Here is an 18,077-nt window from a genome sequence, read left to right on the forward strand (position 1 = left end):
TCGCCACCCGTCACCCCTCCAGCAGGTCGAGATAGGCGACCACGTCATTATCGGTCGCAAGGAACAGGCCATCCTGCACGGCCTCGCTCTGCTGGGCGGCGACGGCCATGGCTTCGGAGAGGGGGCCGTAGAACAGCGTGTTCGCCGCGCCGCCCTCGGCACCGCCGTCGAGATGGTAGAGCCGCACCGATGCGTCCGCCTGGGTGGTGCGCATCAGTCCTGCTCGCGCTCGCGCTCGCGCCGCGCGCCTTCGAGCGTGCGGTCGAGGCGCGCGACCTCCGCCTCGCTGGTGCGCCGCTCGGCCTTGGTGCGACCGTGCTGCGCGCGGTTGGCAGCGGCCTGGGCTTCTCCCGCGGCTCGGGCGTGCCGCTTGCGGGCGGTGCGCAGGTTGATGATCTCGGCCATGGGGCGCTCTTAGCGCGAAGCCCGCGTCCGGTGAAGCCCGCCGCGGCCGGATCAGGCCTCGACCGGTGCGGTGGTGACGCCAAGGTCCGGCAGGGCGACCGAGCGCTTGCCGGAGAAATCGGTGCGCACCACGATCAGCCCGTCCTTCTCCAGATAGTCCAGCAGGCGCTGCACGCGCCGCGGGCTGCTGGTGCCGTAGATGCGGGCCAGGTCCATGTCGTCGGGGCACGGCTTGCCGTCGATCGCCGCGCGGGCGATCACGTAGAACGGGGCGAGCGCATCGTCGGGCACGTGCTTGGAGAGGTTGACCAGATCCTCCCAGCGCGGATCGTCCGGGTCCTTGATTCCCGCCAGCGCGGCCGCGAAGCCGCGGCGGAACATCGTCGCGTCGAGGCCGCGCACCGAGATGCCCTTCATCCGGCAGCGGATGGTGAAGTCCTGGAACAGCGTGGTGGAGGACTGGAAGGTGCAATCGTCCTCCAGCGCCATGGCGTTCATGATCTCGATCATCGCGGCGCGGCTTTCCTCCGCGCCCGGCTCGGCGCGCTCGCGCTCGCGCTCCCGCTCGCGCGCCTGCGCCGGGCTGGGCTCGAGCATCTCGTTGGCGGCGATGCGACGCGCCAGCGTCTCGGCGTCCTCGGTCCGCGGGGCGGGGCGCGGGAACTCGGGCCGCTCGGGCTCGACGTGGAGGTTCTCGTGGAGCAGCTCGCGCAGTTCCTCGGTGGTAGCCGTGGGCAGCGGCGCGAGGCCGGGCGTCACCGACTTGGCGCCGGTGCGCACGGCGCCGATGTTCACCGCGACCGGCCGCCGCGCGATGGCCGGCCCGAGGCCGAGGAACTGCCCGCGGGCGAGGTCGCGGATTGATTCGGCCTGGCGCCGCTCCATGCCGAGCAGGTCGGCGGCGCGGATCATGTCGATGTCGAGGAAGGTGCGGCCCATCAGGAAGTTGCTGGCCTCGGCCGCGACGTTCTTGGCGAGCTTGGCGAGGCGCTGGGTGGCGATCACCCCGGCCAGCCCGCGCTTGCGCCCGCGGCACATGAGGTTGGTCATCGCCGCCAGGCTGACGCGGCGAGCTTCCTCCGACACCTCTCCGGCGGCGGCGGGCGCGAACATCTGCGCCTCGTCCACTACCACCAGCGCGGGATACCACTGCTCGCGCGGGGCATCGAACAGCGCGTTGAGGAACTGCGCCGCGCACTTCATCTGCTGGTCGATCTCCAGCTCGTCGAGCGCGAGGACCACCGAGGCGCGGTGCTGGCGGATGCGCGCGCCGAGCCGGGCGACCTCGGCCTCGCCATAGGCCGACCCGTCGATCACGACGTGGCCGAACTCCTCGGCCAGGCTGACGAAGTCGCCTTCGGGGTCGATCACCACCTGCTGGACGATGCCGGCGCTCTCCTCGAGCAGGCGGCGCAGCAGGTGCGACTTGCCGGACCCGGAATTGCCCTGCACCAGCAGGCGGGTCGCGAGAAGTTCCTTGATGTCGATCTCTATCGACTGGCCCTGAGGAGCCTGGCCGATGACGATGTTCGCGCTCACGCAGCGGCTCCTGCCAAAGCCGGCCGGGGCGGCGCAAGGGGCAGGGCGCGCGTTATCCAGAAGCTAGCGCGGCGCGGGTGCGAAGCGCGCTGCGGCGGAAGAAAAAGCGGCGCGATCGAAAATTATCTGCGCGACTCGCTTGCAGGGGGCATGGACCCTTGCTAAGGGCCCGCTCCTGCCACGGGGCGGATGCAGATCCCCCCGTTGATTTAGCGGTCGTGGCGGAATTGGTAGACGCGCAACGTTGAGGTCGTTGTGGGCGAAAGCCCGTGGAAGTTCGAGTCTTCTCGACCGCACCAGGCAGTTTCGGAACAGCACTGATCATTGCCTTCGGGCACCCCCGACGCGGCGATGGCCGGCGCCGCGCAGGGCGAGCGTTGCTGCCCTCATGGCCGCGCGGGTGGCCGCTCCGGAAATTCGAGCGAGACGCGCAGTCCCGGGTCATCCTGCACGATCTCCAGGGTGGCGCCGTGGGCGTGGGCGATGGCGTCGACCATGCTGAGGCCCAGGCCGTCGCCCGGCACCGCGCGGGATGCGTCGCCCCGATAGAACTGCTCGGTCACCCGCGCTGCCTCGCCGGGCGCGAGGCCGGGCCCGTCGTCGCAGACGCTGAGGCGCAGGCCGGTCCGGGTCCTAGCCGCCACCAGTTCGATCCGGCTGGCCCCGCCGGCGTGCTTGAGCGCGTTGTCGAGCAGGTTCGACAGGCCCTGGAACACGAGATCGAGGTCGAGGTCGGCGACGAGCGGGCGGCGGGCGGTGCAGACCAGTTCGATGCCGCGGCGCTCGGCCTCGGGCTGGTAGAACTCGACCAGGTCCTCCAGCAGCTGGATCACGTCGGTGCGCCGCAGCTCGAGCGGGTGGCGGCCGTTCTCCAGGCGCGAGATGCGCATCAGCGCGGCCAGGATCTGGCGCAGCCGGTGCGCCTCGACGATGGCGTCGCCGGCGGCGCAACGCATGGGCAGATCGTCGCCGGCAAGCTGCTCCAGGTCCTCCAGCCGCCCGATCAGGCGGGCGAGCGGGGTGCGCAGCTCGTGCGCGGCGTTGTCGGACACGCTCTGCACCGCCTCGAACAGCGTCTGGATGCGCGAGAGCATGAGGTTGAGCGTCTCGCCGAGCCGGTCGAAGTCATCGTTGGTGCCGCGGACCTGGACCCGGCCGGCGAGGTCGCCTTCCATCACCTGGCGCGCCGCCAGGGTCACTGCCTCGATCCGCCGCCCGATGGCGAGGCTCATCAGCCAGCCGCCGGCGAGCCCGAGCAGCAGCGTCACGCCCAGGATCCAGATCGCCGCGATCCGCAGGGCCTCGGCCTCGCTGGTGATCTCCTCCACGTCGCGGCCGACCAGCAGCCGGGCGCCGTCGGGCAGCACCTGGTCGCGCACGAGGGCGTTGTAGTCGATCTCGGTGCCGCGGCCGAAGGCGTCGGCCTCGATGAGCGTCAGCTCCTGCGGCGGGCGGGGCGGCCATCCGGGGAGGTTGGAGGTTACGACCCGTCCCCCGGGAGCGACCAGGGCGTGGAAGGCCTTGGGCCCGCCCTTGGCCCGCGCCCGGCGCTCCAGCGCGTCGCGTGTGGCGGCAAGGCCGCGGGCGCGATAGGTCGAGCCGAACGCCCGGGCTTCGCCCTCCACCATGGCGCGGGCTTGGTCCATCGGCACGACCACGCGCAGCCAGTACCCCGCACCCATGATGATGGCGACCGAGACGCAGAACAGCCCGGCATAGAGCAGGGCCAGGCGGAACGACAGGCTGCGGTAGGGCCGCCTCATTCCGCGCGCATCATGTAGCCGACGCCCCGGACGGTGTGGATCAGGTTCGTCTCGTGATCCTGCGCGATCTTCTGGCGCAGCTTGCTGATGTGCTGGTCGATGATGTTGGTCTGCGGGTCGAAGTTGTAGTCCCACACGTTCTCCAGCAGCATCGAGCGGGTCACCACCCGCCCGGCGTTGCGGGCGAGGTACGCCAGGATGCGCAGCTCGCGCAGCGTCAGCGTGATGCGCCGCCCGCCGCGGGTGACGCTGTGCGCGGCCAGGTCGAGCTCGAGGTCGCCGACCCGCAGGAGGCTCGCCGGCTCGGCCACCGGAGCGTTGCGGCGGGCCAGGCTCTCCAGCCGGGCGATCAGCTCGGAGATCGCGAAGGGCTTGGCCATGTAGTCGTCGCCCCCGGCGCGCAGCCCGCGCACCCGCTCGTCGACGTCGCCCAGCGCGCTGAGGATCAGCACGGGCGTGGCATCGTCGGTGGCGCGCAGCGCGGCCAAGACCTTGAGCCCGTCGAGCGTGGGCAGCATGCGGTCGAGGATGATCGCGTCGTAGCTCTCGCAGGTCGCCTTGACGAGCGCCTCGCGCCCGTCGCTGCAGTGCTCGACGACATGGCCGGCCTCCCGCACGCCGGACATGATGTGCCTCGCCAGGGCCCGATCGTCTTCTACCAGGAGTATCTGCATGGCCCGCGCAGCCTTAGCCCGCGGACCGGGCTGCGTCGAGGTGGCAGGGGGCCCGGGCAATGATGGGCAAAATCACACGATTGCCCCATGCCGGAGCCATGAACCTGCGCCATGGGCCCCGGATGCCTGCTTCGCAAACGCTTACCCCATCCCCGCGTTCCCCGCTCGAGCGTCCCCGCGTCCATGTGCTCGCCATTGGTGGCGCGCACCAGTTCGCGCACATCCTGCCGGTCGCCTGCGTGCTGGAGCAGCGCCATCCCGGCCGCGTCACCTTCTTCGTCTGCACCGACGCGGAGGCCGCGGCGGCCGCGGCGCAGGCGCGGGGCCTTCCCGGGCGCATGCCGCGCCTGGAAGTCCTGCGGCTTCCCGCCGCGGCCGCCGCGCTGCCGCGCAAGCTGCACAAGGCCGCCCGCCTCGCCGCCTGGTCGCGCCGGCTCTGCGATGCCGACGCGATCCTGTGCGCCGAGCGGACCTCCACGCTGCTGCGCCGGCTGGTGCCTGACTGCCCGCCGCTGCTGCACATCCCGCACGGGGCAGGCGATCGCGCGGTCGGCTTCGAGAAGCGCTTCACGCTGTTCGATCACGTCCTGGTCTCCGGGGCCAAGGACCGCGACCGCCTGATCGCGAGCGGCTACGTGCAGCCCGATGCCTGCAGCGTCACCGGCCCGGTCAAGCTCTCGACCATGCTGGCCACCGGCGTGCAGCGCCCGCCGCTGTTCGACAACGGCCGGCCGACGATCCTCTACAACCCGCACTTCGCGCGCAAGCACTCGTCGATGGCGGCCTTTGGACGCAGGCTCGTCGAGGCGGTGACGGCGGACGGGCGCTGGAACCTCGTCGTCGCCCCGCACGTGCGGCTCGCCCGCGGCTGGTCGGAGCGCCGGCGGCGGCGCTGGGAGGCGCTGGCGGTGCCCGGCCGCGTCATCGTCGATCTCGGCTCCGAGCGCTGCAGCGACATGACCTACACCCTGGCGGCGGACCTCTACGTCGGCGATGTCAGCAGCCAGGTCTACGAGTTCCTGGTACGCCCGAGGCCGTGCCTCTTCGTCGATCCCCATGCGGTCGAGTGGCACGAGAGCGACGACTACGCGATGTGGCACTTCGGCGAGGTGATCGCGCCCGGAGCCGACCCGGTGGCGGCGATCGAGCGCGCATTCGACAACCACGCCGCCTACCTTGGCTGGCAGCGCGAGCGGATGGCCTATTCGATCGACGGCCTGCACTGGCTGGCGGACGGCACGCCCACCTTCGGAAGCCGCGACCCGGTCTGCGAAGCGGCGGACGAGGTGGAGGCGTTCGCGGGGCTCGGCGGGGCCGGGCAACTGCCGAGGGCGGCCTGATCTGCGGGCGCGATCTGTCCGGCACGCTCGACCGCTCGCCGGACGCATGCTAGATGAGCTAAGGGCAGCGCCATAGGGTTCTGCCCGAAGTATCGCGTCGCATCAGGAGAATCGGTCCATGTCGGCGAGCGAGCCGGGCAGCGAGGTCATCGCCGCAGAGGCGGGCATCACGCCGCCCCCGCGTCCCGCCAGCCCTTGGCAGCCGCGCGCGGATGGGCCCGATCGCCAGTCGGGGCGGGCCAGTGCGGACGGCGATTCCGGAGCGCGGCCGATAGCGAGCGCCGGGCAGCGACCGGGGCGGGTCGGCGGCCGGCCGATCCGGTGGGGATGGTGGCTCCTGGCAGCGCTCCTCAGCCTCCTGCTCTGGGCGGGAATCCTGGCGCTCGTCACCTGAGCGCAGCCGCAGGCCCGCTTCGCCGCGCATTCGCGACGCACCCGGCGAGGATCTCCTCCAGCCGCGCGATCCAGGCGAAGGGTGTCAGGCCGAGCGTGCGGGTGCCGCCGAAGGCGGCTTCGCTCATCGCCCGCACCGCGCCGTCGTCCCTGCCAAGATCGCGGATCGCAGCGGCGAACGCGGCGGTATCGCGCGGATCGACGGCGAGACCGGCGCCCACGGCCACGAGATCGGGCGCCAGCAGCGCCGTCGGCGCCAGGATCACCGGCAGCCCGCTCCAGGCCGCCTCCAGCGCGACGAGGCCGAAGGGTTCTGGATAGCGGCTGGGCATGACCAGCAGGCGCGCGTCGGCGGCCAGCCGACGGATCTCGGCCGGGTCGCACCGGCCAGCCAGCCGCGCCTGGGGGTGGAGGCGGCGGACCTCGGCTGCCAGCGGGCCTTCGCCCACCACCGTCAGCGGTGCCCCCGCGCGGAACGCCGCCGCGGCGGCCAGGTCGGCGCCCTTGCTCGCTTCCAGGCGACCGACGAACAGGACCTGCCGGTTGCGTTCTGCCGCGATGCGCGCGGGCGCGAAGGGTTCGACCGGATTGGGCAGGACCCGGATCGCGTCCCGGGAAACGCCGCCGCGCACCAGGCGGTCGCCCATGCCGGCATGGATGGCGAGGACCGGCGGCGATGCGCCCGGCCGGTAGGCGCGGCGCTGGACCGCGTGGCGCGCGGCGCGCCAGAGCTTGTGGGCGGCCCCATCGCGATCGCACGGGGCGGCGAGGCAGGCGGCGGAGAGCGGGGTACGCGGGCAGGGCTCTCCGGATCGCAGCGAGGCGAAGGCGCCGTTGGGGCAGGCGAGGAAGAAATCGTGCGCCGAGACGACCAGCCGCTCGCGCACGGGCGCGAGCGCGGCGAACACGGCGGGCGAGAGAATCTGCGACCAGCCGTGGAGGTGATAGGCGGTCGCGGGGGTGTCGTGGACGGCGATCCAGTCGCGCACCATGGCATGGGCGGCGCGGTTCCACAGGCCGCTGACCATCCCCCGTGCACGGCCGCCGGCGAGCAGGCGCGGCTGCCCCAGCGCGACGATCCCGACCCCCGCCGCACGCAGGGCTGCGCTGTCCCCGCCATCACCGGCAATGAAGGTCACCGCATGGCCCCTGGCGGCGAGCCCGCAGGCTGCCTTGACCGCCAGCCGGCTGGCCCCGCCCAGCGGTTCGCTGAGGTCGTTGATCTGGACCACCCGCTCGATCACGATGTGGCATCCTGCAGCGCGCGCGCGAGCGCCGCCACCTCGGCCTGCGCACGCGCGACGAGCGGGGCGGGATCGGGCGGGTCGGCGATCGCCGCCAGGACCCGCGCGCCGAGATCGCCGGCGGCCACCTTCGCGGGGTCCAGCAGGTGCGCCGAGCGTCCCGCCAGCGCGAAGAAGCCTTCCAGCTTGACGTCCCAGCGCAGCCCGATCGCGGGCACGCCGAAGGCATGCGCCGCCACGCAGGCGTGCATGCGATGGGCGACGACGGCGGCGTACCCCGCGACGCAGGCGGCGAGGTCCGCCGGCACCTCGAAGGAGGCGCTCAGCGCGACCGGGCCGCGGGCGCGGCGGACCCATTCGTCCAGGCGGGAGCGCAAGTACGCGCGGTCTTCCGGACTGCCGTTGGTGAACAGCGCCACCTCGAAACCCGCTTCGACCAGTGCGCGCAGGGCGGCGGGATACCAGGCTTCCAGCGTCGCCGCGGCGGGATCGTCGCTGTGGTAGCGCACCGCGCGCGGGTCGGTGATGCAAAATCCCACCTTGCGACCCTCCCGCCGGCGTTCCGGCTGCGGGAAGTGCCGGCCCGCCAGCAGGCCGGGATCGAGCGCGATCGCGGCAGGGGGTGCCTCTCCGCCGGCGAAGTGCGCCTGCCAGGCCGCGCACGAAGGCCGGTCGCGAACGGTTGCGGCGAGGGGCAGTGCGGCGCGCAGGCCCCGGGCGAAGAGCCGTTTGCCCGCTCGCGACCAGCGCGGGGCGACGCCCACCGCGTGGATGGCGACGGGCAGCCCCGCGCGCGCCGCCTCATCCAGCGCGGCCGAGAGCTTGATCGGAAAGTTGAGATCGGTGTCGGTGAAAAGATTCCCGCCCCCGACGACCACGGCGTTCGCGCCGCGAAGCCCGGCACGGTAGCGGCGGCGCAGCCGCAGCGCCACCAGCCCGCGCAACGCGAGGCCGGCCGCCGCCGCGCGCAGCGGCCCGGGTATCGCCTGCAGGAGCGTCAGCAGGGTGCCGCGCGTCGCGCCATGCCGGACCGCGAAGGCGCTGCGCCCGGCAAGATCGAGCGAGACGACATGACACCCCGGCAGCGCCTGGGCGAGTTCGCGCTCCAGGCATTCGCTCAGCAGCCCGTCACCCAGGTTGGGGCTGTACTTGACGTTGAGCAGGACGATGCGTCCGGGATTGGGCGGTGCGGATCGCAGTAGGGGCAGCGCCTCGCCCATGGTGTTCGACGGCCTCCGCAAGAATGGGAAGTATCGGCACGCCCGGCGGCATGACCGGATCTCGAATTAGCAGGGGCGGTGCTGCAGATGGAGGAGGATCAGTGAAGGTTAAGAAGGTTTAATACTGTCTGGAGGGAAGCGTTCACTACGATGGCCGACGGACACCACCCTCTTTTTTCGTCCGCTTCGGCAGGGGAGATCGCATCGTGCCCGGCATCCATGTCGTGATCGCCACCCTCGGCCGGGCCGCGCTGGTGCGCCGGACGGTGGCGCTGCTCGGCGCCCAGACCCGTGCCCCGGACGGGATCGTCGTCGCCGCCACCTGCCCGCAGGACGTGTCTGGGCTGGAACGTGGGGGTCGCCTGCGCGTGGTGTTCTCGGAGCCGGGATCGTGCCGGCAGCGCAACCGCGCGCTGGACCTGCTGGAAGGACAGGCAGACACCCTGGTCTTCTTCGACGACGACTTCGTCCCGGCTGCAGACTACCTCGCCGCAGTCGAGGCGCTCTTCGCCGCCGATGCCGGGCTGGTGGGGATCACCGGCGAACTGCGCGCCGACGGCGTGCGGGACGGAGAGCTCACGATCGAGCAGGCGCTGGCGCTGCTCTCCCGTCCCTGGGCCGACCCGCCACCCTTGCGTGCGCGGCACGAGCTCTACGGCTGCAACATGGCGGTGCGGGCGCGGGCGGCCGCGGGGCTGCGCTTCGACGAGAACCTGCCGCTCTACGGCTGGCAGGAGGACATCGACTTCACCAGCCGCCTGGGCCGGCGCGGCCGGCAGGTCTCCACCGGCGCGATCACCGGCGTCCACCTGGGGGCGAGCGGCGGCCGCACCTCGGGCAAGCGGCTGGGCTACTCGCAAGTGGCCAATGTCCTGTACCTGCGCCGCAAGGGGACGATGCGCGCGGCGCTCGGCCACCGGCTGCTGTTCGGCAACCTCGCCGCCAACGCGCTGCGCAGCCTGCGGCCCGAGCCCGCGATCGACCGTCGCGGGCGGCTGCTGGGCAACCTGATCGCACTGGCCGACTGGCTGCGGGGCCGGGTCGATCCGCGCCGCATCCTGGGCCTATGACGGGCGCTGCGGCCATGTGCGCGGCGCCCGGCGGGCGGCGGCAGGTCTTCGTCTGCGGCGACCTGCACAACCTTGGCGACCTCAAGCTCCTGCTCCAGAACCTGGCGCTGACCGGAGGGCGGGGCGGGATCGTGCGGTACTGGGCCGCGCTGCCCGCGCCCGTCGTGCGGCAGGTGGAGGCCGCGGGCGGCGTGCTGGTCCCCGGGCGGCCGCTGCTCGGCTTCGCGCGGCACGCGCTGGGCGCCGAGATCGTGCTCGGCGGCGGGCAGCTGGTGCGCGACAACGTGGCGATCCGCGCGCTGCTGGGGCTCGCGCTGGCGGTACTCTGCGCCCGCGCCGGCGGCGGACGGCTGGTGACGCGGGGCCTGGGCGTGAGCGCGGTGCGCTCCCCGCTGCGCCGCCTCTTGTGGCGCCTCGTGCTGCGGGCCGCAGGCACGCTCAACCTGCGCGACGAACTCTCCGCCCGCCACCTCGCGGGCCTGCTTCCCGGCCGACGCGGCGCGGTCCACGCCGACATGGCCTTCCTCCCGCTCGAGGGGGCGCCCGCACCGGTGCCGGGACCCGGCGCGCGGCGGTGGATCGTGGTCGCCCCCTGCGTCGATGCGGGCGAATGCCGGGGCCTCGACGGCGCGGCGCTCGACGCTGCCGTTGCCGCGGCGCTGGCGCTGTGCCCCGGTGCCGGGCTGGTCATCGCCTGCCACGACCCGCATCGGGACCGGGCGGCCGCGACGGCGCTCGCCGCGCGCTGGCAGGCGCACGCGCCGCGGATCGCGGACGGCTACGACCTCGGTGCCCTATGCGGCCTCTACGGCGAGGCGGCGCTGGTGGTGACGAACCGTCTCCACGCGCTGGTGTTCGCGCTGCTGGCGGACGCTCCGGCGCTCGCGATCGAGGACGGCAGCGCCAAGCTGCGCGCGCTGGCCGAACGCTTCGGGGTTCCACTGCTGCCGCAGGCGCAGGAGCGGGAGCCGCGAGCGGCGGACTGCGTCGCTGCGGCGCTCGCCTTCGACCGCTCCCACCGCGCGCGGCTGCGCCAGGAGATGGCCGGTGCCGCAGCCGGCAACTTGCGCTGAGGGGGGTAAGAAACCCCTTTCCTACACGGCCCGAGTGGGAACATACCATGAACGAGATAGGTGCGAATCGCCGCGCCGTGTCCCCCAACAGCCGGAGCAGCCCCGATGCAGGATCCGTTCGAAACCCACGCCGACGCAGCCTTCGCCCCTTCACGCGCGCCCTTCGCCGTCGTTCCCAGCGATACCGAGGCGCTGTCGCGGGTGCCCAAGGGCCTCTTCGTCGGGACCGGCGGCGACGTCGTCCTGCGCGGGATCGACGCTGCGGCCGACGTCACCTACCGCAACCTGCCGGACGCCAGCTACCTCGCCGTGCGCGCGCTCTACGTGCGGGCCACCGGCACGAGCGCGGCCGACATCGTCGGGGAAGCCTGACCATGGCGCGCCTCGTCTCGGGCGGCCGTAGCGGCGGCGTCGCCAACCGCGCCCGCATCGCCCCCGCGCCCGGCACCACCCTGGCGTTGCCTCGCACGCTCGGTGCCGGGTCGACCTTCGCGCTGCGGCCCGGCAGCCACGCCAACCTCGTCCTGTCGGGCGGCGGCATCGCGATCGCCGCCCCGCTCGCCGCCGGCGAAAGCCAGGTCGCCCTGGTGCGCGAGGCGGTGGGCTCCGGCCTCTCCGCCCGCGCCGTCGAATACGCGCTGACGCTGAGCGGCGCCGTTCCCGGCAGCGGGAGCGCCTCGGGGCCGTACCTGCCGGCGGGTCCCGCCTTCGCAGGCGTCTACGGTCTCGCCCGGCTTCTCGCGGCCTACGGGGGACCGGCGCTGCGCGTCCGACGCAGCGCGGACGGCGCGGAGAGCGACATCGGCTTTTCGGGACAGGCGATCGACCTTGCCGCCGCGGCGGCATTCCGGGGGGCATCGGTCCTCACCGTCACGGCGGTCTATGACCAGACCGGAGGGGGGCGCCACCTGATCCAGCCGCTCGCCGCCGCGCAGCCGGTGCTGTGGCTGGGCGAGGGCGGGCCGACGATCACCAACTACGACACCGACGCGCCGCTGCTGATCCCTCCCGAACTCGCCGTGGAACGCGCCGATTGCGCCGTCTTCATGGTGGCGCGCACCCCCGGCCAGGCGGCGACCTGCGGCTACTGGGGCTTCGGGGCGGGGACGACGGACTTCGGCCTCACCAGCCCGCGCACGCCCGGCAACCTCGCCATGCAGCCGATGGTGGACGGCGCCTCCGTGTCGGCGACGCAGACGAATGCGCGCGCGCTCGGCATCTGCAACCTCGCGGTGCTGGGTCTGGTCTCCGATCCCGGCGGGCAGGTCGTCCACCGGGACCACGAGACCGCGCACTACCCCGCCGCCGCGCCGCGCACACTGGCGCAGGGCGGCGAAGTGGGCGAGGCGGTCGAATATGGCGGGCGCACCGACTGGCGCGCCTTCGTGGTCTGCTCCGCCGCGCCTTCCGCCGCGGGCACCGCCGCTATCAAGGCTGTGCTGCGCGAGACCTTCGGCACGGCGGCAGCGCCGTCGCTGTCCTTCCTGGCCGGGGGCGACAGCATCGTCTTCGGGACCGGCGGCGCCAACAACCGGACGATCACGGCCGCCATGCACCACCGCTCGGACCTGGGGGTGCTCTATCGCAACGTCGCGATCCCGGGGCATCGGCTGGACCAGCACTACAACGACTTCGACACCGCCTCCCCCGCCTTCCTCACGCCCGGGGTGCCCAACGTCTATGTCGCCGACTACGGCCACAACGACATCAAGACCCGCGTCACCGACGCGGCCAACGGGGCGTCCACGCTCACCGCGATGAAGGCGCAGGCGCGGCATATGGCGGCCAGCCTGCGGGCCTATGGGTTCGACATCGTGATCTGGCAGGAGGCATTGGCGGACATCGGCTTCTCCCCCGCGCAGGAGGAGGCGCGCCTGGCCTGGAATGCGTGGTTGCGCTCGGGCCCCACGGGCGCGGACGGGCTGGCTTGCTTCGACGCCATCGACGCGGTCGCCAGCGATCCCGCCTTTTCCTTGTCCGATGCCGAGACCATCGCGGGGCGCGGAATGGCGCTGCCCGCCAACTCCTCAGACGGGATCCACCCGAACGAGGGCCAGGCCGGCACGCGGGCCGAGCATCTGCTGGCGACCTTCGCGGCGATTCCCTTCGGGCTGCGCTACGTGGCGGCAAGCGGGCAGCAGGCACAGGCCTACGCGGGCCCTGTGCCGCGCCTGGTCAAGGGCACCGCGCCGTTCTCCTTCGCGTTGGCGCCGGGATCTTCGGGCTTGCCTGCGGGTCTCGCGCTCGATGCCGCGACCGGCGTGGTCGCAGGCACGCCGGCCGGCGCCGGCGTCACCGCCGGACTGGTGCTGCGCGCGACCGACGCGAGCGGGGCCATAGCCGACGCGGCATTCTCCATCGACATCGCCCCGGCCGCCACGATCGCCGTGCTCGGCCAGGTGGAGAGCTTCAACTCCGGCGACGCGACGAGCATCGCGGTGGCGCTGCCGGCGGAGGTCGCGGCCGGGGACGTGCTCGTCGCGGTGATGAGCGTCGACGGCAACGTCGCGGCCGCCTGGGACGACGCGACCGCCGGCGGCTGGACGGCACGCGCGCAATATCCGGCGAACTCCAATGCCCACGTGCTCGCGATCTTCACGCGCACGGCCGACGGGACCGAGGGCGGCAAGGTGCTGAACGTCGGGCTCTCCGCCGCGCAGCAGGCGGTGACGCGGGTGCTGCGCGTCGGCGGGGCGAGCGGCGCGGTGGAGGTCAGCGGCTATGCGCGCGGCTCGACCGCGGCGGCGGCGGCACCCGCGATCGCGCCGAGCTGGCCGGGCGCCGGGCTCCAGATCGCGGCGCTGGCGGTGGACGGCACCGCTTCCGTCTCGGCCGGTCCCGCAGGGCACGAGGGCTTCGCGGTGCGTGCTTCGAGTGCGAGCGGCCAGTCGACCAACGCCACGGCGTGGAGGATCGGCGCCGCCGGCACCGAGCCCGCGGGCTTCACCCTCTCGGCCGCGGCGCAGTGGGTGGCGGCAACGATCGCGGTGCAGGCGGCCTGACGGCGTCAGGCGCTGCGGAGCGAGCGCACCAGCGCCGCGCCGATCAGCAGCGGCAGGCGGCGGAAGCGGCGCGAAAGCACCGCCTTCGGCGCCACCGCCAGCAGGTCGCGCAGCACCGGCAGGCGCATGGCGCGCACCCGCGCCGGCGAGATCGCACGGTAGCGGCGAAACAGCCGCAGCCGCAGGTAGGCTTCCAGCATCCGCGGCGAGGGCGCCGGCAGCCCGGCGCGGGCCAGCGCATCCAGCTCGGCGCGGACGGCCGAACGCTCCTGCACCTCCAGGTTGGCGATCGAGACCGCGCCCTCGTGCCTGCGGTAGAACAACATGTCGACGGGCGGATTGTCGATCCGGCCCCAGGCGCTCGCGCGGATGAACAATTCATAGTCCTCCGCATGGGGATAGGTAGCGAGATAGCCGCCCATGGCGCGCAGCACGTCGGCGCGGATCATGATGAGGGGGTGCATGGCGACGGCGATGCGCGGCGGGAAGACCGAGAGGTCGGTCCTGGCGTGACGCCCCCCGGTGGTGCGCGTGCTCGCCGGCCGCGGCCGCAGATCCGCCACGGCGCGGCCTCCCACCAGCACCGTTTCGGGATGGTGGTCCAGGTATCGCGCCTGGAACGCCAGGCGATCGGGAAACGAGACATCGTCCGCGTCCATCCGCGCGACGTAGCGGCCGCGGACCAGCGGCAGCGCGGCGTTGAGCGCGGCCACGATCCCGCCGTTGCCGCGGGTGAGCACGCGCATTCGGGCGTCCCCCGCGGCCAGCTCGCGCAGGATCGCCGGCGAGGCATCGGTGCTGCCGTCGTCGACGACGATCAGCTCGAGCTCGGACAGGGTCTGGTCCAGGATGGAGCGCACCGCCTCGCGCACGTACGGCGCGCCGTTGTAGCACGGCAGGATCACCGAGACCCGCGGTGGATCGGGGTTCATGCCAGGCTGTCCTCCGCGCCGGCCAGTCGGTTCAGCGTCTCGAACAAGTCCCGCCCGGCTCGCTCCCAGGTGAAGGCACGCGCGCGCTCTCGCCCTTGCGCCACCTTGCAGGCATGGAGCGCGGACGCAGGGTCGAGCGCCGCGACGGCCTGCGCCCAGGAGGCGGGATCGTCGACATCGGCGTAGAGCACGGCATCGCGACACACCTCCGGCAGCGCTCCGGCGGGCGCCACCACGGCGGGCGTGCCGCAGAGCATGGCCTCCAGCGGCGGCAGGCCGAAGCCCTCCGTGCGCGAGGGGCAGAGCAGGCAGCGCGCATGGGCATAGAGCGCCCGCAGCGCGGCGTCGTCGCAAGCGCCGGCGAACACGGTGCCGGGCGGCGGATGAAGCCCCTGCGCCGCGAGTTCGGATCGGGTGGCGCCGACGACGACGAGCGGCAGTCGCGGCGCCGCGGCGTGGCTCCAGGCAGCGAAAACCACGGCATTGTTCTTGTAGGCCTTGCCGCTCCCGAACATCAGCGCATAGCCGCGCGGGCTCAGCGCGAGGCGGTCCAGGGTGCTCTCGTCCGCCGGCGTGTCGAGGATGTGGTCGGCGCCGTTGTAGAGCACCCCGGTGCGCGCCGCCGGTGCGATGCCCATGATCTCGAGCGTGCGCCGCGCGTAGTGCGAGACGGTCAGCACCGCCGCGCTGGTGCGCGCGATGTGCGGCACCAGCAGGCGGTAGCCCAGCCGCTGGCGCCGCGGGTAGGAGCTGTCCGGGAAGAGGAACTGCGCATCGTGCAGGAGGGTGACCTTGCGGCGATGGCGCAGCGGCGCGAGATTGCCGAGGTTGACGAGCAGGCCGTCCTGCGCCAGCCCGGGCAGGCGGGCTTGCTCCCACATCTGCGTGGGGGCATGGCCCAGCGCCTCGACCCTGACGTTGCGCAGGTCCGGCGCGGCGCCGTCGACATCGGGCAGGAGCAGGGTCACCTCCGACGATCCGGAATGCGCCGCCAGCCGGTCGATCTCGCGCACCAGCCTGTCCGCGACGCGGCGCACGCCGTTGCGGGGGCCGGCATAGAACTTGCCGTTGATGTAGATCGGCAGCATGGGCGCCAGACTAAGCCCGCGGCGGCGGCCCGGCGACAGGCAAGCGCTCGCATTGCCAGGATTTAACCGGCGCTTCCGCTCCGCCTCGGGCACGCTGCGCACCGATGTCCCAGCCCGCCGGAGAGATGCTGATCAACGGTCGTTTCCTGACGCAGCCGATTACCGGCGTGCAGCGGGTGGCTCGCGCGATCGTGACTGAGATGGACCGGCTCGCGGGGGAGGGAGGTACGCCGCTGCGGATCGCGCTCGCCTGTGAGCCGGCTGCGGACCTTTCCGACCTGCCCCTGCGGCACATCGCGGTGGAATGCCGGGGCGGGGCCAGCGGCCACCTGTGGGAACAGCTGATCCTCCCGCGCATGGCACGGGGGCGTACGCTGCTGTGCCTCGGCAACACGGCGCCGCTGGCCGCTCTGCTCGGGCCCGCACGCGTGGCGGTGATGCTGCACGACGTGTCCTATCTCGCGCTGCCGCGAGCCTATGCCGCGCGCTACCGCTGGGCGCACCGCGCATTGCTGCCGTTCGTGCTCCGCCGCGCCGATCCGGTGCTGACGGTCTCGGTCACCGAAGCGGAGCGGCTGAAACGCCTGCGCGGGCGCGGGCGCGGCCGTGTCGTCCCCGCGCAGAACGGCGCCTGGAGCGACGATCCGATTGCGCCCTGCGGCGATGAAGCGGACCGGCGGGAGGCCACGGTCCTCTACCTGGGCTCGCTGTCGCGCCGCAAGAACGTCGATCGGGTGATCGCCGTCGCCCACCGGCTGGCGCGGGAGGACGGGGTGCGCACGGTGCTGGTCGGGACCGGCAACGACATCCTGGCGCCGATCCGCGCCCGCGTGGCGCCGGACGTCGCCTCGATGATCACCTTCCTTGGCCAGGTCCCCTGCCGCAAGGCGCTGGCCGCGCACTACCGGCGCGCGTCCTGCCTGCTCTTCCCTTCGCTCTACGAGGCATCGCCGCTGCCCCCGCTGGAGGCGATGAGCCTGGGCTGCCCCGTCGTCGCCTCGGCGATCCCCGCCATGACCGAGCGCTGCGGCGCCGCGGCTCTCTACTGCGATCCGCGCGACGAGGAGGACATGCTCGCGGCGGTGCGGCGGGTGCTGCGCGAGCCGGCGCTGGCCGAGGCCTTGCGCCGCAAGGGGCTGGCGCAGGCGGCGCGCTTCTCGTGGCGCGGGCAGGCGGAGCGGATCCTGGCGGCGGTCTGCGCACCATGAACGCGCGTCCGCGCTCTCGTCGCGAGCCGGTCCACGGGCTCGACCTCGTCCGCTTCCTCGCGGCCTGCCTGGTCGCGGTCTATCACCTGGGGTTCAAGGCCTGGGCGCTCGAGAGCAGCAGCCTCCACGCGGTGCTCGCCGAGACGGTGCGACGCCCTCCGGGGTCCGCGTTCACCTGGTGCGGCTGGATCGGGGTGCAGGTCTTCTTCGTCGTGTCGGGCGCGGTGATCGCCTATTCGGCCAGCGGCGCCAGCGCGCGCGGCTTCGCCGAGCGGCGTCTGGTGCGGCTGCTTCCGGCCCTGCTGCTCGCGATCGCGATCGTGCTCCCACTGGCGATCACGGTCCTGCGCACCGCGCCGGGCGAGGCGACCTGGCTGGCGATCCGGACGCTCGCCTTCGCGCCGCAGGGTCCCTGGATCATCGGCCAGTTCTGGACGATCCCGGTCGAGCTGGCGTTCTATGCCCTCGTCTGCGCCGTGCTCGGCTGCGGGCGGGATCCGACGCGAATCCTGCCCTGGGTGCTGGGTGCCGCCAGCGCCGGGTACTGGGCCGCCGACGCCGCCGGCTGGATCCACGCGGGGGGACGGCTTTCCGAACTGCTCCTGCTGGCGCACGGCATCTACTTTTCCCTCGGCATGCTCTGCGCACGGCTGGCCGCCGCGCGGTGGAGACCCGGCGAGGCGGTTCTGGCGGCTGCGTGCCTGGCCGCTGCCGCCCTGCAGGTCAGGGCCGCGGCACGGTGGGAGATGACCGCCATGCCAGAGCGCGCCGCCGCCTGGCCGCTCCCCTATGCGGTGTGGCTGGGCGGGCTGGCGCTGATCGCGCTGTCCTTCGCGTACCGGGACGCGATGGCCGCGGCGCTGGCACGCTGTTCTCCCGGGCTGCGGCTTGCGGGGCTCGCGACGTATCCGTTCTACCTCGTCCATCTCCACGTCGGCGGCGCGATCCTGCTGGCTCTGGCGCCGCTCGGTCCGGCGGTGGCCAGCCTGGCGGCCGTGGGTGGAGCCATCCTCGTGGCCCTCACCCTCGCCCAGTGGCTGGAGCCGCCGGTGCGCCGCGCGCTGCTTAGCGCAATCGCTCGGCTGGGGCGCGCCGGCCCGCGGCTGCGCCCGGGTTGAGCACTCTC

The 18,077-nt window shown here is 73.1% G+C and carries 17 protein-coding genes and 1 tRNA gene; 9 read left to right on the forward strand and 9 right to left on the reverse strand.

The features are described from left to right. Positions 1-10: 10 nt before the first annotated feature. The 3 genes from ACFFJC_RS13385 to ACFFJC_RS13395 are packed head-to-tail and all read right to left on the reverse strand — an operon-like array spanning position 11 to position 1,944. Positions 11-214 (reverse strand): hypothetical protein, encoded by a 204-nt coding sequence (locus ACFFJC_RS13385; protein ID WP_379487981.1) that lies wholly within the window; start codon positions 212-214, stop codon positions 11-13. Further along, positions 214-405, reverse strand: a complete 192-nt coding sequence (locus ACFFJC_RS13390) for a DUF4169 family protein (protein WP_379487982.1) — start codon at positions 403-405, stop codon at positions 214-216. The genes ACFFJC_RS13385 and ACFFJC_RS13390 overlap by 1 nt, the downstream gene beginning before the upstream one ends. 51 nt (positions 406-456) lie before the next feature. Continuing rightward, positions 457-1,944, reverse strand: coding sequence for a helicase HerA domain-containing protein (locus tag ACFFJC_RS13395; RefSeq protein ID WP_379487983.1), 1,488 nt, complete (start codon positions 1,942-1,944; stop codon positions 457-459). Between the two features lie 212 nt (positions 1,945-2,156). Here ACFFJC_RS13395 and ACFFJC_RS13400 point away from each other — a divergent pair. After that, a tRNA-Leu gene (locus tag ACFFJC_RS13400) sits at positions 2,157-2,243 on the forward strand. Positions 2,244-2,330: 87 nt separating this feature from the next. On the opposite strand, the gene ACFFJC_RS13405 is transcribed toward ACFFJC_RS13400, so the two are convergent. Continuing rightward, the gene (locus ACFFJC_RS13405; protein WP_379487984.1) at positions 2,331-3,707 is read right to left on the reverse strand and encodes a sensor histidine kinase; all 1,377 of its coding nucleotides are present in this window, start codon (positions 3,705-3,707) and stop codon (positions 2,331-2,333) included. Further along, entirely contained in the window at positions 3,704-4,381 is a 678-nt protein-coding gene (locus ACFFJC_RS13410) for a response regulator transcription factor (RefSeq protein ID WP_379487985.1), read from the reverse strand. The genes ACFFJC_RS13405 and ACFFJC_RS13410 overlap by 4 nt, the downstream gene beginning before the upstream one ends. Before the next feature lie 122 nt (positions 4,382-4,503). Here ACFFJC_RS13410 and ACFFJC_RS13415 point away from each other — a divergent pair, with 122 nt between their 5' ends. Together ACFFJC_RS13415 and ACFFJC_RS13420 are read left to right on the forward strand one after the other, a co-directional pair. Next, positions 4,504-5,721, forward strand: coding sequence for a CDP-glycerol glycerophosphotransferase family protein (locus ACFFJC_RS13415; RefSeq protein ID WP_379487986.1), 1,218 nt, complete (start codon positions 4,504-4,506; stop codon positions 5,719-5,721). 118 nt (positions 5,722-5,839) lie between these two features. Then, positions 5,840-6,115: a hypothetical protein gene (locus ACFFJC_RS13420; RefSeq protein ID WP_379487987.1), complete on the forward strand. Its 276-nt coding sequence runs from the start codon at positions 5,840-5,842 to the stop codon at positions 6,113-6,115. Here ACFFJC_RS13420 and ACFFJC_RS13425 read toward each other — a convergent pair. Continuing rightward, positions 6,108-7,358 carry a glycosyltransferase family 4 protein gene (locus tag ACFFJC_RS13425; protein WP_379487988.1) on the reverse strand — a complete coding sequence of 417 codons (1,251 nt, stop codon included), beginning with the start codon at positions 7,356-7,358 and terminating at the stop codon, positions 6,108-6,110. The genes ACFFJC_RS13420 and ACFFJC_RS13425 overlap by 8 nt on opposite strands. Then, a complete protein-coding gene (locus tag ACFFJC_RS13430) occupies positions 7,355-8,578 on the reverse strand; it encodes a polysaccharide pyruvyl transferase family protein (RefSeq protein WP_379487989.1) in 1,224 nt (407 codons plus the stop codon). Before ACFFJC_RS13430 ends, ACFFJC_RS13425 begins: the two co-directional genes overlap by 4 nt. 206 nt (positions 8,579-8,784) lie before the next feature. Between ACFFJC_RS13430 and ACFFJC_RS13435 the strand changes: the two genes are divergently transcribed. The 4 genes from ACFFJC_RS13435 (at position 8,785) to ACFFJC_RS13450 (ending at position 13,723) form a co-directional block, all read left to right on the forward strand. Continuing rightward, complete coding sequence (locus tag ACFFJC_RS13435; protein ID WP_379487990.1) at positions 8,785-9,648, forward strand: glycosyltransferase family 2 protein; 864 nt, start codon at positions 8,785-8,787, stop codon at positions 9,646-9,648. After that, entirely contained in the window at positions 9,645-10,721 is a 1,077-nt protein-coding gene (locus ACFFJC_RS13440; protein ID WP_379487991.1) for a polysaccharide pyruvyl transferase family protein, read from the forward strand. Before ACFFJC_RS13435 ends, ACFFJC_RS13440 begins: the two co-directional genes overlap by 4 nt. Positions 10,722-10,826: 105 nt before the next feature. Next, positions 10,827-11,093, forward strand: coding sequence for a spike base protein, RCAP_Rcc01079 family (locus tag ACFFJC_RS13445; RefSeq protein ID WP_379487992.1), 267 nt, complete (start codon positions 10,827-10,829; stop codon positions 11,091-11,093). A 2-nt stretch (positions 11,094-11,095) separates the two neighbouring features. Further along, the gene (locus ACFFJC_RS13450; protein ID WP_379487993.1) at positions 11,096-13,723 is read left to right on the forward strand and encodes a putative Ig domain-containing protein; all 2,628 of its coding nucleotides are present in this window, start codon (positions 11,096-11,098) and stop codon (positions 13,721-13,723) included. Positions 13,724-13,728: 5 nt separating this feature from the next. Here the strand turns inward: ACFFJC_RS13450 and ACFFJC_RS13455 are convergent, their stop codons facing one another. Further along, complete coding sequence (locus ACFFJC_RS13455; RefSeq protein ID WP_379487994.1) at positions 13,729-14,655, reverse strand: glycosyltransferase family 2 protein; 927 nt, start codon at positions 14,653-14,655, stop codon at positions 13,729-13,731. Continuing rightward, complete coding sequence (locus ACFFJC_RS13460) at positions 14,652-15,743, reverse strand: glycosyltransferase family 4 protein (RefSeq protein ID WP_379487995.1); 1,092 nt, start codon at positions 15,741-15,743, stop codon at positions 14,652-14,654. Before ACFFJC_RS13460 ends, ACFFJC_RS13455 begins: the two co-directional genes overlap by 4 nt. Positions 15,744-15,847: 104 nt before the next feature. Here ACFFJC_RS13460 and ACFFJC_RS13465 point away from each other — a divergent pair, with 104 nt between their 5' ends. Further along, on the forward strand, positions 15,848-16,951 hold the full coding sequence (locus tag ACFFJC_RS13465) for a glycosyltransferase family 4 protein (RefSeq protein WP_379487996.1): 1,104 nt from the start codon (positions 15,848-15,850) through the stop codon (positions 16,949-16,951). Continuing rightward, complete coding sequence (locus ACFFJC_RS13470; protein WP_379487997.1) at positions 16,948-18,069, forward strand: acyltransferase family protein; 1,122 nt, start codon at positions 16,948-16,950, stop codon at positions 18,067-18,069. Before ACFFJC_RS13465 ends, ACFFJC_RS13470 begins: the two co-directional genes overlap by 4 nt. The last annotated feature ends 8 nt before the right edge of the window (positions 18,070-18,077 follow it).

The organism is Novosphingobium soli (genome assembly GCF_042432915.1).
Taxonomy (GTDB): domain Bacteria; phylum Pseudomonadota; class Alphaproteobacteria; order Sphingomonadales; family Sphingomonadaceae; genus Novosphingobium; species Novosphingobium soli.